Annotated in this window: 13 protein-coding genes; 4 read left to right on the top strand and 9 right to left on the bottom strand. The window is 67.9% G+C overall.

Annotated elements, in window-relative coordinates; translation table 11 throughout:
• Positions 1-7 precede the first annotated feature (7 nt).
• The 3 genes from fdxA to AC3WS4_RS18975 form a co-directional block, all read right to left on the bottom strand.
• Positions 8-346 carry a ferredoxin FdxA gene (gene fdxA, locus AC3WS4_RS18985; RefSeq protein WP_056345433.1) on the bottom strand — a complete coding sequence of 113 codons (339 nt, stop codon included), beginning with the start codon at positions 344-346 and terminating at the stop codon, positions 8-10.
• Positions 347-457: 111 nt separating this feature from the next.
• Complete coding sequence (locus AC3WS4_RS18980) at positions 458-817, bottom strand: RNA-binding S4 domain-containing protein (RefSeq protein WP_492737391.1); 360 nt, start codon at positions 815-817, stop codon at positions 458-460.
• The gene (locus AC3WS4_RS18975) at positions 818-3,595 is read right to left on the bottom strand and encodes a helicase-related protein (RefSeq protein WP_492737389.1); all 2,778 of its coding nucleotides are present in this window, start codon (positions 3,593-3,595) and stop codon (positions 818-820) included.
• A gap of 280 nt (positions 3,596-3,875) precedes the next feature.
• Here AC3WS4_RS18975 and AC3WS4_RS18970 point away from each other — a divergent pair, with 280 nt between their 5' ends.
• The 4 genes from AC3WS4_RS18970 to AC3WS4_RS18955 all read left to right on the top strand — a co-directional run bounded on the left by AC3WS4_RS18970 (position 3,876) and on the right by AC3WS4_RS18955 (position 9,384).
• Positions 3,876-5,435 (top strand): M23 family metallopeptidase, encoded by a 1,560-nt coding sequence (locus tag AC3WS4_RS18970; RefSeq protein WP_187142204.1) that lies wholly within the window; start codon positions 3,876-3,878, stop codon positions 5,433-5,435.
• 85 nt (positions 5,436-5,520) lie between these two features.
• Complete coding sequence (gene hemB / locus AC3WS4_RS18965) at positions 5,521-6,519, top strand: porphobilinogen synthase (protein WP_492737385.1); 999 nt, start codon at positions 5,521-5,523, stop codon at positions 6,517-6,519.
• Positions 6,520-6,580: 61 nt separating this feature from the next.
• Entirely contained in the window at positions 6,581-8,830 is a 2,250-nt protein-coding gene (locus tag AC3WS4_RS18960; protein WP_492737383.1) for a spermidine synthase, read from the top strand.
• Positions 8,827-9,384: a gamma carbonic anhydrase family protein gene (locus AC3WS4_RS18955; RefSeq protein WP_187142193.1), complete on the top strand. Its 558-nt coding sequence runs from the start codon at positions 8,827-8,829 to the stop codon at positions 9,382-9,384. Before AC3WS4_RS18960 ends, AC3WS4_RS18955 begins: the two co-directional genes overlap by 4 nt.
• A gap of 110 nt (positions 9,385-9,494) precedes the next feature.
• Here the strand turns inward: AC3WS4_RS18955 and AC3WS4_RS18950 are convergent, their stop codons facing one another.
• From AC3WS4_RS18950 to AC3WS4_RS18925, 6 genes are all read right to left on the bottom strand, one after another.
• Positions 9,495-10,067, bottom strand: coding sequence for a urate hydroxylase PuuD (locus tag AC3WS4_RS18950; protein ID WP_492737381.1), 573 nt, complete (start codon positions 10,065-10,067; stop codon positions 9,495-9,497).
• A 240-nt stretch (positions 10,068-10,307) separates the two neighbouring features.
• Positions 10,308-10,988 (bottom strand): inner membrane-spanning protein YciB, encoded by a 681-nt coding sequence (locus AC3WS4_RS18945; RefSeq protein WP_492737379.1) that lies wholly within the window; start codon positions 10,986-10,988, stop codon positions 10,308-10,310.
• Positions 10,985-11,911, bottom strand: coding sequence for a signal recognition particle-docking protein FtsY (gene ftsY, locus AC3WS4_RS18940; RefSeq protein ID WP_056345454.1), 927 nt, complete (start codon positions 11,909-11,911; stop codon positions 10,985-10,987). The genes AC3WS4_RS18945 and ftsY overlap by 4 nt, the downstream gene beginning before the upstream one ends.
• Positions 11,908-13,128, bottom strand: a complete 1,221-nt coding sequence (locus AC3WS4_RS18935; protein ID WP_492737377.1) for a MiaB/RimO family radical SAM methylthiotransferase — start codon at positions 13,126-13,128, stop codon at positions 11,908-11,910. Before AC3WS4_RS18935 ends, ftsY begins: the two co-directional genes overlap by 4 nt.
• Positions 13,125-13,931, bottom strand: coding sequence for a diaminopimelate epimerase (dapF, locus tag AC3WS4_RS18930; protein WP_492737375.1), 807 nt, complete (start codon positions 13,929-13,931; stop codon positions 13,125-13,127). Before dapF ends, AC3WS4_RS18935 begins: the two co-directional genes overlap by 4 nt.
• A gap of 165 nt (positions 13,932-14,096) precedes the next feature.
• Positions 14,097-15,731 (bottom strand): putative bifunctional diguanylate cyclase/phosphodiesterase, encoded by a 1,635-nt coding sequence (locus AC3WS4_RS18925; RefSeq protein ID WP_492737373.1) that lies wholly within the window; start codon positions 15,729-15,731, stop codon positions 14,097-14,099.
• Positions 15,732-15,885: the final 154 nt, after the last annotated feature.

Genomic DNA, 15,885 nt, shown 5'->3' with positions numbered 1-15,885 from the left:
ATCGCAATCAGTCGCCTTCGCCGGGTTCGGCGGAGAAGAGCTTCTCGAACTTGCCTTCGACGCCCTTATACTCGTCGGCGTCGGCGGGGCTGTCCTTCTTGACCGTGATGTTCGGCCATTCGGCGCTGAACTTGGTGTTGATTTCCAGCCATTTTTCCAGCCCGCTCTCGGTGTCGGGCAGGATCGCTTCGGCGGGGCATTCGGGTTCGCACACGCCGCAGTCGATGCACTCGTTCGGGTTGATGACGAGCATATTCTCGCCTTCATAGAAGCAGTCGACGGGGCACACCTCGACGCAGTCCATATATTTGCACCGGATGCAGGCGTCGGTGACGACATAGGTCATGGGTTGGCTCCCTCGGTCGGCGGCATCGCGCCGCCTGTTTGTTGCGATTCCCCGCCTCCTATGCCGCGCGGCGGCGACGCGTCAACGCTTTCGGGTAGTTGCGAATCACTCTCACTCGATAGGCGCGCCGCCGCCGTTTGACGGCACAGCTTTTCTGGTCGCGTCGATAGATTGGTTGCCGATAGCCGACGTGTCGCTGCCCAGCCGCACATAGCAGGCTTGCGCCTCGGATGCGGGGCCGCGGCGGTCGGGGAGGGCGAGCAGGCGGACCACCTCGATCCGCTCGCCGACCGGCAGCACCAGGACCTGCCCCGCGTGGACCGGGCACGAGGCGCGCGTCACGCGCCGCCCGTCGAGCCGTATATGCCCCGCCGCGACGATCGCTTGCGCCAGACTGCGTGAACGCGCCAGGCGCAGATACCAGAGCAGCTTGTCGAGCCGGATGCTCCCCGTGGCGCTCGGGTGGGTCATTCAATCCTTCCGCGCATCCGCCAGCATCGCGGCGAGGCCCGCGAAGGGGCTGTGCGGTGACGGTCCGCGTCGTGCCGGGCGGTCGGGGCGATCCGGCCGTGGCGGCGGGGGCGGCGGCGCGCCGCCCGGTTTGCCCGTCTTGTGCCGCTTGTCCTTGCGCGGCTTGGCGGGCGCCACGACGGGCTGGCCGGTCTTCGCCGCCGCGTCGGGCCGCGCCGGGTGCGGGCGCCGGCCTTGCTTGCGGCGCGGCTTCTTGTCGCGGCCGCGATGTCCCGACCAGCGCCAGCGGTCGAGTTCGGGCTCGCCGACACTGCGAAAGCCGAAGGCCTGGAGCAGCCCGCGCCGCGCGCCGGTGTCGAGTCCCAGCGAGGTCGCCAGCGCCGGGTCGATCGCGAAGCCGGCGGGCGGCGGGGCCGACGCGACCTCGTGTCCGCCATGATTCTCGTCATGCTCGTCGCCACCGGCGATCGGTGCCGGCGGCTTGGCCTCGGCCTGCAATCGCGCCGCGTGCGCCTGGCGCGCCAGGCGCTCGGCCATGTCGATGCGCAGCCAGCCTTCGCCGCAGCGGCGGAACCCCGCGATGCCGAGCCCGACGACGGGGCCGTCCTTCTGCCACACCGCGCCATGCGGCGGCAGCACGGGCAGGCGCCCACCCTGCTGCGCGGCGAGCAAGGCGGCGCGCCAGCGCACCGCCTCGGGTTTCAGCAGCAAGGGGTGGAACAGATCGAGCGAGCCGATCGTCAGCCCGATCTTGCGCAGCAACGGGCGTTCCTCGGTGCTCATCGCGGCGAGTTGCTCGTCGACGCCCGTGCGCGCAACAAAGCCGCCACCATCCACAAGCGCCGCCAACAGCGCGCGCGTGCGCGGCGGGGTGAACAGGTCGCCGGCGGCTTCGCCCATCGCCGCAAGCGGGCCGGCGTGGCGTGCGAGCTGCGCCGCGACGAAGCGCTGCAATCGCTCGACGATCGCCTGCACCTGCGGCACTTCGAGCCGGCGCAACGCCGGTTCGATCAGGATCGCCGGCTGGACCAAAGTCGGCCCCTTGGCGAGCGTCGCGACGACATCGCCGTGCCAGGCGATTCGCGGCGTCTCGCCCGCCACGCTGACCAGCGCCAGCGCCGCATCCTCGCCCTCGGCGAGCGCGGTCGCCCGCCGCGCCATCTCGGCGCGCAGATGCTTTTCCGCCGCCGCGAGCAGCAGCCGATGGTCGCTCGCACGCGCCTGCGCATCGACCTTGAACTGAAACCCTTTCAGTGTCCCGATCGCCTCGCCGTCGACCGCAACGGTGCCGTCGGCGCCGACCGCGACCGGCAGCGCGGCGTGGCGCTGCCCTGCATCGCGGATCAGCAGCGCGAGCCGCCGGTCGACGAAGCGCTGCGCTAGGGCGGCGTGCAGCGCGTCGGACAGCCGCGTCTCGAGCATTTGGGTCTGCGCGGTCCAGCCCGCCGCGTCGGCGATCCAGTCGCCGCGCTGAGCGATGAAACAGAGCGTGCGCACCGCGGCGATCCGGCTCGCGAGCTGGTCGATGTCGCCCTCGACGATGTCGAGCCGGGCAAGCTTCTTCGCGAACCAGTCGGGGTCGATCATCCCGTCGCCGCTCGTCCGCCACTGCCACAGCTTGAACACGGTGCGGCTATGATGCTCGGCGCCCAATTGCTCGAAATCGGGCAGGCCGCAGGCGTCCCACAATCGCGCCACCGCATCGAAATCGCCGCCGCGCGCACGGACCTCCATGTCTCCCGCCAGATGCTTGAGCACCGCCAGGTCGACCGCCTCGGGCGCCGCGCGCAGGCGGGGGTGCGACGGCGGCTGCGCGAGGTCGGCGAGCAACTGGTCGAGCGTCGCATAGCCCGGGTTGGGCTCGCGCCAGTAGACGCTCTGCAGCGGCGGGAAATGATGCCCCTCGATCGCGTGGATCTCCTCGGGGGTGAAGCCGCCCTGCGGCAGGCCGACGGTCCCGAATGTCCCGTCCTGCTGGTGCCGCCCGGCGCGCCCGGCGATCTGCGCCATTTCCGACACCGTCAGCCGCCGCAGCCGCCGCCCGTCGAATTTCTGCAGGCTCGCAAAGGCGACATGCTGGACGTCGAGGTTCAGCCCCATGCCGATCGCGTCGGTCGCGACAAGGTAGTCGACCTCGCCGGCCTGGAACATTTCGACCTGCGCGTTGCGGGTGCGCGGGGACAGCGCCCCCATCACCACTGCGGCGCCGCCCGAAAAGCGGCGCAGCATCTCGGCGATCGCATAAACCTCCTCGGCCGAGAAGGCGACGACCGCCGAGCGTTTGGGCAGCCGCGACAGCTTGCACGTCCCGGCATAGCTCAAGGTCGAAAAACGCGGCCGGGTGATGATCTCGGCCTCGGGCACCAGGTCGCGGACGAGGCCATGGATGCTCGCCGACCCCAGGATCATCGTCTCCTCGCGGCCGCGCGCGCGCAGCATCCGGTCGGTGAAGACATGGCCGCGTTCGGGGTCGGCGCCAAGTTGCGCCTCGTCGATGCCGACGAAGGCGACGTCGCGCTCGATGGGCAGCGCTTCCATCGTGCCGAGCAGGTAGCGCGCGTCGGGCGGCATGATCCGCTCTTCGCCGGTGACCAGCGCGACCTGCTTCGGCCCCTTGATGTGGACGACGCGATCGTAAACCTCGCGCGCCAGCAGGCGAAGCGGAAAGCCGATCATGCCGCTCGAATGGGCGGTCAGGCGCTCGACCGCCAAATGGGTTTTGCCGGTGTTGGTGGGGCCAAGGACGGCCTTGACCGGGCTGGATGCGGGAGACGACATTTTCTTAATGGCCAAGCTGGCATGGCCCGCGTTGCGGTGCAACAGCGGATCGACGGATGGCGCCGCGAAAGGTCATTTTCTTTTGTTTCACGTCATATCCCACCTCGGCCACGGCTCGCCGCAAGCGCTTTCGTGCCCCGGCCCATTAAATTGACTTTAACGACCTTTCTTTACAGACGAGCAGTCGGAAACAACATCGGCGGCGTTCGCGCGGGAGGCGGGAGCGGCGATCCGAGTGGGGGTTGCAGTCTTGTTCCAGCGTCACGAACCCATCGCGGGCATGACCGGCAATGCCGCCGCGCTGTCGATGACGCAGGCGATATCCTTCGGACGCAACGGCGTCGTCGACCCCGCCCCCGACCTCAAATGGCATGAAGGCTGGCGCGACCGGCTCGCCAATCTCGACCTCGCGCCCGACCTCGGCGACGATATCGGGTCGCGGACATGGTGGCGCGGGCTCGCGACGCTGACCGCGCTGTGCGCCGCCGCCATTTCGACCTTTCCCGGCATCCAGCCGCTGCAGGCCGGCGGCGCTCCGGCGCTCGCCGCCGCCGATTTCAACGAAGCCCGGGCGCAGATGATCGTACCGCTCGCGCTCGGCGGCGACACCGGGCGGCACATGGCGGCGACCGACGCCGTCCGCCCGCTCACCCAGACCCCCGAACGGCCGCAAATCGAACTCACCGCCACGCTGGGCAGCGGCGACAGCTTCGCGCGCCTGCTCGAACGCTCGGGCGTTGGCAGCGCCGATGCGCAGGCGCTCGCGAGCCAGGTGTCGGGCGCGGTGCCGCTCGCCGACATCGCACCGGGCACGCGCATCGACCTGATCCTCGGCCGCCGCGCCGCGCGCACCATGCCGCGCCCGGTCGACGCGCTCGCGATGCGTGCACGCTTCGACCTGCGTATCGAGATGGAGCGCGTCGATGGCCGCCTCGTCATGCGCCGCATTCCGATCGCGGTCGACGCGACGCCGCTGCGCATCCGCGGCCGCGTCGGTGACAGCCTCTATCGCTCGGCGCGCGCCGCCGGCGCCCCGCCCGAGGCGATCCAGGCCTATCTCCGCGTCATCGGCAAACAGATTTCGGTCGCCAGCGATGTCCGTGCCGGCGACGAATATGACATCATCGTCGACTATCGCCGCGCCGAAACCGGCGAGAGCGAAGTCGGCAAATTGCTCTATGCCGGACTCGTGCGCGGCGGAAAGCAGAAGCTGTCGATGATCGAATGGAATGTCGACGGCCGGGTGCAATGGTTTGAGGCATCGGGCGCCGGCGAGACGCGCGGCGGCATGGTCCGCCCGACCAACGGCCGCCAGACCTCGGGCTTCGGCATGCGCCGCCACCCGATCCTCGGTTACAAGCGTATGCACAGCGGCGTCGATTTCGGCGGCGGCTATGGCGCGCCGATCTATGCGGTCAGCGACGGCGTCGTCTCGATCGCCGGACGCCATGGCGGCTTCGGCAATTTCGTCAAACTCAGCCATGGCGGCGGCGTCGGCACCGGCTACGGCCATATGAGCCGCATCGCGGTCCGCCCCGGCCAGCGCGTCAACCGCGGCCAGGTCATCGGCTATATCGGTTCGACCGGCCTCTCGACCGGCCCGCACCTCCATTTCGAAGTCTATCGCAACGGCGTCGCGGTGAACCCCGCGACTGCGAGCTTCGTCACCCGCGCGCAGCTCGAGGGCAAGGCGCTCGCCGACTTCCGCGCCCGTATCCGCCAGCTCACCGCGGTGACTCCGGGCGCCGCGCTGACCCCGGTGGCAGCGAAGCAGGCCGAAGCGCCGAAGCTCGGGAGCCTGTCCGACGTTGCATCGAAACGCGTCGGCGGCGGCATCTGACCAGCTTACCCCTCCCCCCGAAGGGGAGGGGCCTTAATAGCCAATATCCATTGGCCCTGTGCCATCACCCCGCTATGCACGCGCCATGACTCGCGCCACCTTTCCCGACCTCCGCCTGCGCCGGACCCGCCGCACCGCATGGAGCCGCGCCATGGTGCGCGAAAATCACCTCACCCCCGCCAACCTCATCTGGCCGCTGTTCGTTTGCGCCGGCGAGGACGTCGAGGAACCGATCGCCAGCCTGCCCGGCGTGTCGCGCTGGTCGGTCGACCTGATCGTCGAACGCGCAAGCGATGCCATCGCCGCGGGTATCCCGTGCCTCGCGCTCTTTCCCTATACCGAGGCCGACCGGCGCAGCGAGGATGGCGCCGAGGCGCTCAATCCCGACAATCTCATGTGCCGCGCGGTGCGCGCGATCAAGGCGGCGCATGGCGACGCCATCGGCGTGCTCACCGACGTCGCGCTCGACCCCTATACCAGCCATGGGCAGGACGGGCTGGTCGACGACGATGGCCGCGTCCTCAACGACGAGACGGTCGAGGTGCTTGTCGGACAGGCACTCAATCAGGCGCGCGCCGGCGCCGACATCATCGCCCCCAGCGATATGATGGACGGCCGCATCGGCGCGATCCGCGCCGCCCTCGAGGGCGCGGGTTTCGGCCATGTCCAGATCATGAGCTACGCCGCCAAATATGCCTCGGCCTTCTACGGCCCGTTCCGCGACGCGGTCGGCTCGCGCGGCCTCTTGAAGGGCGACAAAAAGGGCTATCAGATGGACCCCGCCAACGCCGAAGAGGCGCTGCGCGAGGTCGAAATGGACCTTGCCGAGGGCGCCGACAGCGTGATGGTCAAGCCCGGGCTGCCCTATCTCGACATCGTGCGTGCGGTGAAAGATCGCTTCGAAGTCCCGGTCTTCGTCTATCAGGTGTCGGGCGAATATGCGATGATCGAGGCCGCGGCGGCGGCCGGCGCGGGCGACCGCGACGCGCTCGTCCTCGAAACCCTGCTCGCCTTTCGCCGCGCCGGCGCCTCGGGCATCCTGACCTATCATGCGCTCCACGCGGCGAGACTGCTTGGCGCATGATCCGCTCCGCCTGGGCCTTTCCGACTGAGCCTCTCCGTTTGAACAAGGGACCGACCCGACAATGACGGCAACACCGCGGCGCTGGCTTTTTGTGCTGACCATCCTGGTCGGCAGCTTCCTTCTCTTCCAGGTCCAGCCGATGGTCGCGCGCATGGTGCTGCCCAAATTGGGCGGCGCCCCGGCGGTGTGGAACAGCGCGATGCTGGTCTATCAGGCGCTGCTGCTCGGCGGCTATGCCTATGCGCATTGGCTCGGTCGCTTCCAGGTGCGGCGCCAGGCGATGATCCATGTCGCGCTGCTGCTGCTCGCCGCGCTGTGGCTGCCGATCGGCATCGCCGCCATCGCGCCGCCGGCGCCGGGGCAAGAGGCGCTGTGGGTGCCGCTCTTGCTGCTCGCCTCGATCGGCCCGGTGTTTTTCGCGGTCTCGGCGCAGGCGCCGCTGATCCAGCGCTGGTTCGCCGCGGACACCCGTGCGGGCGATCCCTATTATCTCTACGCCGCCTCGAACCTCGGCAGCTTTGCGGGGCTGATCTCCTATCCCGCGCTCGTCGAACCCAATCTGCCGCTCGCGGCGCAAAGCTGGGGCTGGACCGCAGGCTATGCACTGCTTGTCGGGCTCGTCGCTGCCGCTGGGGCGGCGCGCTGGCGCAGCCATGCGGTCGCGGCCGCCGATACCGCGCCCGTCGCCGACGAACCGCGCCCGACGCTGCGGCGCCAGCTCCACTGGCTGCTCATCGCCGCCGTACCGTCGGGGTTGATGCTGTCGACGACGACGCACCTCACCACCGACATCGTCGCCATGCCCTTGCTGTGGGTGCTGCCGCTCGGCCTCTATCTGCTCAGCTTCGTGGTCGCCTTTTCCAACGCCGATCCCCTCAAGCAGACCTTCCGCGTGCTCGCGCCCGCGGTGCTGCTGATCGCGGGCGGACAGGCGCTGCTCAGCACCGGCGGCGGGTCGATGCTCGTCGCGCTGATGAGCCTCGTCATGCTGTTCGTCGTCGCCACCGCGCTCCACGACTATCTCCACCATCTGCGCCCCGCGCCGCAGCATCTGACGCTCTTCTATCTCGTCATGTCGGCGGGCGGCGTGGTCGGCGGCCTCTTTGCGGCGCTGTTTGCGCCGTTGCTGTTCGACTGGGTTTATGAACATCCCTTGCTGGTGCTCGCGGCGGCCGCCTTGCTGCCGCTGCCCGCCTTCCTGCCGTGGAACGAATGGCTGAAGGTCCGGAGGCCTTTGCCCTTCGTCATCGTCATGCTGCTCGTCGCCGCCTTCGCCTGCTGGAATCTGGCGCAGGGCTGGGATGGCACCTTCCAGGGCAGCAATGGCCTTTGGGCGGGGCTGATCCTGCTCATCGGCCTGCTCGTCATCGGCTGGCGCTGGGCCTATGTCACCGCGCTCGCGCTGTTGATGCTGGGGGTCGGCGGGGTCGATACGCTCGAAAAGGGCGAGCATGGCATGCGGACGCGCAGTTATTTCGGCGTCTATACGGTCACCGACGACCCGCAAAATCATCAGCGGCGCCTTGCGCACGGCACCACGCTGCACGGGCTTCAGCGAACCGAGCCCGGACGCGAGATCGAACCCACCACTTACTATGGCCATCAGTCGGGGGTCGGGCTGACGCTCGACAAGGCCAACGAACTTGCCGGCCCCGATGCCGCGGTCGGCATCGTCGGGCTGGGGGCGGGCACGCTGTCCTGCTATCGCAAGCCCGGCCAGCAATGGACGATCTTCGAGATCGACCCGGTGATGGTCGACATCGCGCGCGACCCGTCGAAATTTACCTTCCTTTCGAACTGCGCGGGCGACACGCCGATCGTCATCGGTGACGCGCGGCTGCAGATCGAAAAACGGCCCCCGGCGCAGTTCGATATCCTTGTGATCGACGCCTTCTCGTCGGATGCGATCCCCCTCCATCTGCTGACCGAGGAAGCGATCGGCATTTATGCCCGCGCGCTGAAACCGGACGGGGTGCTGCTCATCCATATCTCGAACCGGTTCTTCGATCTGGAGCCCGTGCTCGCGGCTGAAGCCAAGGCGCGGGGGTGGACCGCCGCGATTCGCATGGATACCGCCGGGCAGGACGATCCGACGAGCGCGCTCACGGGGTCGAACTGGGTCGCCTTTACCGCGACGCCGCAGCGGATGGTGCAGTTGACCGGGGGCATCCGTCCGCGCGAAAAAGCGTTCGACAACGGCGTCTGGGTACCGCTCGAGGCACGCGAGGGATTTGCGCGATGGACCGATGATTATGCCTCGACTCTGCCGATCCTGATCTGGAAGAATATCATCGGAGGCCGCAGCGAATGACTCGAACCGACATCAGCATCATCACGGTCAACGGCAAGACGCCGCGGATCGACCCCAGCGCCTTCATCGCGCCCGGTTGCCGGATCATCGGCGACGTGACGATCGGCCCCGACGTCAGCATCTGGTATAATTGCGTGCTGCGCGCCGATGTCAGCCATATCGTCGTCGGCGCGCGCTCGAACATCCAGGACGGGACCGTCGTCCATTGCGACGGCCCGATGCCGCACCGCCCGGAAGGCTATCCGACGATCATCGGCGAGGATGTTCTGATCGGCCATCTCGCGATGGTCCATGGCTGCGTGCTGGCAGACCGGGCGTTCGTCGGGCTGAAAGCGACGGTGATGAATGGTTGCCGGATCGGCAGCGATGCGATGCTTGCCGCGGGGGCGCTACTCACCGAGAATAAGGAAATCCCCGGCCGTGAACTGTGGGCGGGTTCGCCGGCGCGCCGCGTGCGCGAGATCGGCGACGAACAGGCCGCGGGCATGCAGGCCGGCGTCGCGCATTATGTGCTCAACGGCCGCATGCACAAGGCGGCGGTCGAGGGCGAATAATCTCCCCTCCCGCTTGCGGGAGGGGTCGGGGGAGGGCCTGTTTCGCACAAGCCCACGGCCCTCGACATGCCCTCCCCTAGCCCCTCCCGCAAACGGGAGGGGGATCAAGATCAGCTGAAGTTCACCATCGCATACAGCATCGGGATCGACAGCAGGGTGTTGGTCCGCGAAAAGATCATCGCGGTCTTCGCCGAGGCCGCCTTGGTCGCATCGTCGGCCGCGACGATGCCCAGCGCCTTCTTCTGGTTCGGCCAGATCAGGAACCAGACGTTGAACGCCATGATCAGGCCGAGCCACATGCCGACGCCGATCAGCTTGTACGGATCCTGCAGCGTCAGCGCGGGAACGAGATATTTGGCGTGACCCGCGATCGCGAGGCCCAGCACCACCGTCGCGGCGGCTGCCCAGCGGAACCAGAACAGTGCGGCCGGCGCGATATGCTTCGACACGCCGGGCTTCAGTTCGGCCGGAATCTTGGGCATCGTCGGGATCTGGACGAAGTTGAAGTAATAGAGCAGCCCGATCCACAGCACGCCGAAGAAGGTGTGCAGCCAGCGCATGATCGCGTTGCCCGCGGCGATGCCGTCCTCGAAATTCTGGCCGTTGAGGCCGAGCATCAGGATGATCGCGAGCACCAGGCCCGCGCCCAGCACGGCGTGCAGATTACCGAAAAATTTGTCCATGAAAGTCCCCCTCGCTTGTTATGAGGCGCGGCGCGACCCGGTGCCCGGGCAAGGCTATGCCAGCGACGGGGGCAAGGCTCAAGCTTGCTGCATAGGATCCTCCCTGTCGCGAAGCGATGGGGAGGGGGGCGCTCGCGAAGCGAGGGGTGGAGGGGCGGGCAACCTTGCGCCATAGCCCCTCCGTCAGCGGCTACGCCGCTGCCACCTCCCCATGGCTGCGCCACAGGGAGGATAGGCTGGTCAGCTCTTGTCCGTCGCCGCTTCCTCGGGCAGCGCGAGGCCGTTCTTGATCATCACTGGCAACTGGGTCAGCGTGAACAGGAAGGAGAGGGCGGTGATCCCCCACACCTTGATCGTCAGCCATGTGTCGAAGCTGAACTGGCCCCGCTGGATCAGCACATACATGATGTGATTGGCGACGCCGAGCGCGAGGAAGAACAGGCCCCAGTTTCGCGACAGCAGCATCCAGCCGCGCTCGGTGATCCCGTCGAGCGCCGACTGAAGCAGATATTTGAGCATCGGCTTGCCAGCGAAATAACCGCCGAGCAGCAGCGCGGCGAAGGCGCCGTAGATGATCGTCGGCTTCATCACGATGAAGCTTTCGTCGTGGAAATAGACGGTCAGCGCGCCGAAACCGATGACGAGGATGCTCGACAGCCACAGCATCGGCGAAATCTTGCCCAGCTTCCACTTCGATATGATCATCGCGGCAACGATCGCGATCATGAAGGCGACGGTGCCCTTGATCGCCGCCGTGGTCGCGGCAAAGGCGCCGGTGCCGCCCGAACTCAGCTTGTAGACCGCGAAGAAGATCAGCAGCGGGGCAAAGTCGATCACGAAATTGAGCCAGCCATGCTTGGCGGGCGGCGGCGCGGGAATGGCCTCGGGGCCGGTCGGCAGTTGCTCGAGCGTGTCGCTCATCTGATATTTCCTGCAATGATGCCCGCGATCTCGTCGGCATCGAACGGACGAAGATCGTCGATGGTTTCGCCGATGCCGATCGCGTGAATGGGAAGCCCGTGGCGCTCGGCCGCGGCGACGAGCACGCCGCCGCGCGCGGTGCCGTCGAGCTTGGTCATGACGAGGCCGGTGACCCCCGCGACCTCGCGGAACACATCGATCTGCGCCAGCGCATTCTGCCCCGTCGTCGCATCGAGTACCAGCACGACATCGTGCGGCGCCGCGGGGTTCAGCCGGCCGAGCACGCGCTTGATCTTCTCGAGTTCGTCCATCAGCTCGCGCTTGTTCTGTAATCGCCCGGCGGTGTCGACGATCAAAACGTCGATACCCGTCGCGGTCGCCTGCTTCACCGCGTCGAACACGATCCCCGCGGCGTCGCCGCCCTCGGGACCCGCCATGATCGGCACGCCCAAGCGTTCGGCCCAGACCTTCAATTGGCCGATCGCGGCGGCGCGGAAGGTGTCGCCGGCAACCAGCATCACGCCATAATCCTGTTCCTGGAACAGATGCGCCAGCTTGGCGATGGTCGTGGTCTTGCCCGATCCGTTGACCCCGATCACCAAAATGACCTGCGGGCGCGGAAAGGCGTCGATTTCCAGCGGTTCGGCGACCGGGCGCAGCACCGCCGCGATTTCTTCGGCGACGATCTTGCGCAATTCCTCGGTCCCGCTCGCGACCGCGTCACGCCGCGCCGCCAGCCGCTCACGGATGCGTCCCGCCATCGCGGGCCCCAGGTCGGCGGTGATCAGCGCCTCTTCTATGCGGTCGAGATCGTCCTCGTCGAGCCGCGCCTTGCCGGTCAGCCCCGCCAGATTCTCGCCCAGCTTCTCCGACGTGCGTTTGAGCCCGCCGAACAGCCGTTCGCTCCAGCTCGCGCCGCTCATGCTGCAATCTCCGCGGCCAGCCGGTCGCCGTCGCGCGCGCCGATCCGCACCGGCACGATGCTCCCCGGCACCGCGTCAGCGTCCAGCATCAGCCCCGCAAAATTCTCGCCATGGCCGCTCCGCCCGTCGCGTTCGACCAGCATATTCGTCCTCATTCCTGTCAGTCCGTCCATCCAGTCATGCCGCCGCCGCGCATTGGCTTCGCGCAGTATCGCCGCCCGTTCGCGTGCCACGGTCCGTCCGACCTGCGGCATCCGCGCGGCGGGGGTCCCGGCGCGCGCGCTATAGGGAAAGATATGGCCAAAGACGATGTCGCATTCGTCGATCAGCGCCAGGCTGTTCGCGAACATCGCGTCATCCTCGGTCGGGAAGCCCGCGATCAGGTCGGCGCCGATCGCGATCTCCCGTCGCGCCGCCTTGAGCCGCGCGACGAGGTTGACGACCTCGGCCCGCCGATGCCGCCGCTTCATCCGTGCCAGCACCATATCGTCGCCCGCCTGCAACGACAGGTGGACATGCGGCATAACCCGCGTTTCGCCGCCCAGCAGCGCGAACAGCGCATCGTCGATCCGGTTCGGGTCGAGCGACGACAGCCGCAGCCGTTCGATCGGCAGCGCCAGCAACGCCTCGATCAGCGCGGCGAGCGTGGTGCCGCTGTCGTCGCCATAGCTCGCGAGGTCGACCCCGGTCAGCACGATCTCGCGTTGCCCGCGCGCCAGCGCGAGGCTCGCGCTTTCGACCACGGCATCGACGCTCGCCGATCGCGCCGCCCCGCGCGCGATCACCGTCGCGCAAAAGGTGCAGCTGTGCGAACAACCCGTCTGCACGCCGAGGAAGGCGCGGGCATGGTCGGCGCCCGACAGGGCAGGGGAATAGCTCTTGCTGCGCGCGACCGGCGCCCCGGCGCCATAGCTCTCGGTCAACCCCTTGGCGTCGTTGCGCACCACCCGCGCACCCAGTGCCGCAAAGCGTTCGTCTTCCAGCTCCGCCGCGCAACCGGTCACCACCACATTCGCCTCGGGCCGCTCGCGCAGCGCGCGCCGCACCGCCTGCCGTGCCTGCCGCACCGCTTCGTCGGTCACCGCGCAGCTGTTGAAGATGATCGTATCGCGCGCGCCGGCCGCCGTCGCCGCGCTGCGAACCGCTTCGCCCTCGGCGATGTTCAGCCGGCACCCGAAATTGACGACCGTCGGGCCGTCGATCACCGCTGTGCTCATCCGAACTGGGCCCAGTCGGTCTCGCCCTCGAACACCCGCGTTGCGGCGCCGCTCATCACGATCGGCTCGCCGGGGCCCCAGCGGATGATCAGGTCGCCGCCGGGCAGCGACACCGTCACGGGCGACTGGACCTTGCCGGCACGGATCGCCGCGACCGCCGTTGCGCAGGCGCCGGTGCCGCACGCCTGCGTCAGCCCGACGCCGCGCTCCCACACGCGCAGTTGCAGCCGGTCGGGACCGTCGAGGCTCGCGACATTGACGTTGACGCGTTCGGGGAACAGCGGATCGGTCTCGATCCGCGGCCCCAGCTCGCCCAGGTCCACCGCATCGGCCTCGGGCACGAAAAAGACGATGTGCGGGTTGCCGACATTGACCGCCGCGCCATGCTCCAGCTCGTCCCACGCCACCGGCATGTCGCGCGTGTCCATCGGCATCGCCAGCGGGATATGCTCCCAGTCGAATTCGGGTTCGCCCAGCACCACCTCGGCGCCGCCGTCGGCCGGCGTCACGCGCAGCATGCCGCCCAGGGTCTCGATCACCGCGGGTTGGCCGATCAGCGTCGCGACACAGCGCGTCGCATTGCCGCACGCCTCGACCTCGCCGCCGTCGGCATTGAAGATGCGCATCCTCACGTCGGCATGGGTCGACGGTTCGAGCAGGATCAACTGGTCGCACCCGATGCCGTGGCGCCGGTCGGCGATCGCATGCGCGCGCGCCGGGGTCATCGCGACGGGCGCCGCGCGCGCGTCGATCACGACAAAGTCGTTGCCCAGTCCGTGCATCTTGGTGAAGCGATCCGCCATATCCCGCGCATGTAAGGCGGCAGGGGCGTGAAGTCTAGCGAGGCGGGACTATTCCAAAGCCTCGTCATTGCGAGCGGAGCGAAGCAGTCCACGGCGCCCTTGCGCAACTCTGGATTGCCGCGTCGCCGTCGGCTCCTCGCAATGACGATGGGAGTGATGGAGGCGTTACGCCGACTTCCGCCGTTCGTCTTCCTCGCTCGCGCCATCCCGTTCGGGCACGAGCGGCGAACGCAGCAGGCCGCGGTCGGCGAGCAGCTTCGCCGTTTCCGCTGCCGACACCGGCTTGCCATAATGCCAGCCCTGCGCCTTGGCGCAGCCGAGCCGGGTCAGTTCGATCGCGGTCGCCTCGTCCTCGACCCCCTCGGCGGTGATCGGCATCGCCAGGCTTTCGCCCAGCCGGACGATCGCGACGACGATCGCCTGCGCATCGGGGCTGCCCTGCATCGCGGCGATAAAGCTGCGGTCGATCTTGATCCGGTCGAACGGCAGTGCGCGCAGGTGCGACAGCGAGCTGTAGCCGGTGCCGAAATCGTCGAGGCTCAGCGACACGCCCTGGTTCTTCAGGCTGGTGACGATCGAGCGCACCAGCGGCAGATTCTCGAACAGCGAACTTTCGGTGATCTCGACCTCGAGCTGGCTCGCGGGGAATCCCGTCTCGACCAGCAGCTTGGTCAGCTTCTGGCTGAACCAGGGGTCCTTCAATTGCTGCGGCGAGATATTGACCGCCAGCGTGATCGACGGGTCCCACCCCTTGGCGATCTCCATCGCGTGGCGCACGACGCGCAACGACAGCTCGCCGATCAGCCCGCTGTCCTCGGCGACCGGGATGAAGCGGTCGGGCTCGATCATGCCATGTTCGGGTGAGTCCCATCGCATCAGCATCTCGAATCCGACCAGGCGGCCCGTCGCGATGTCGACCTGCGGCTCGAAAAAGGGGACGAATTCGTCGCGCGGCATGCCGCTGCGGATGCCGGTCTCGATCTGGTTGCGGACCTGTACCGCCATTTCCATGCCGGCCTCGAACCAGCAGAAGCGGTTCCGTCCCTCGTCCTTGCAATGATACATGGCGATGTCGGCCTGACGGACCAGCGTGTCCATCGTCGCGCTCGCCTCGGTCGCGAGCGCGAGCCCGATCGACGCGCCGATGCGGATCTGCTGCGCATCGTGGATCACCGGTTCTTCGAGCACGGTGACGAGCTGCGCCGCCAGCGCCTCGATATGCGCCTTGCCCGCCGGATCGAACATCAGCATCGCGACGAACTCGTCACCGCCCAGCCGCGCCATCAGCGCGCTCGGCGGCAGCACGCTGGCGATGCGCTCGGCGGCGACCTGCAACAGGCGGTCGCCCGCGGCGTGGCCATGGATGTCGTTGACCGTCTTGAAATGGTCGAGGTCGAGCAGGAACAGCGCGACATGGCGCTGCTCGCCCGCGGCCTCGACGACCAGCGCCTGCCCCTGTTCGAGCATCGCGCGGCGGTTGAGGAAATTGGTCAGCGGATCGGTGTCGGCCAGATAGCGGGCGCGCTGTTCGGCCTCGGTGCGTTCGCGGATTTCGCGGTGCAGGTCGTTGTAACGGCGCCAGCCGAACAGGATCAGCGCGATGTTGAGGATCAAGGTCGCGGCGAGCACCTGGTCGGCGCCGCCGCCGATGCCCGACAGCGCGCGAACGACCGATTGCATGACGCTGCTGCCGGTGCCGACGAACAGGATGATCGCGGCGACGACGATGCCGCCCGCGACGACATCGCGCTTCGCGCCGTCGGCGCGGTCGGGTTGTTTGGGCGCAGCGGCCGTCGCCATATTCGCATTTCCCCACAGACAGCCGGTCTTTTGCGCCCCAAGCGGTGAAATTTGCGTTAAGTGTGGGTCATTCCAATCCTCGGTATCGCTTCGCCACAGGGAGGAGCTGGCTTGCCTTTCTCCGCCCTTTCCCGTAAGGGCGCCCCGTTCCACC

This window comes from Sphingopyxis sp. EU05-FHT14B03 (assembly GCF_058790875.1).
Note: the sequence above shows the minus strand (reverse complement) of the source record. Positions and strands in the feature narration are given on the sequence as shown.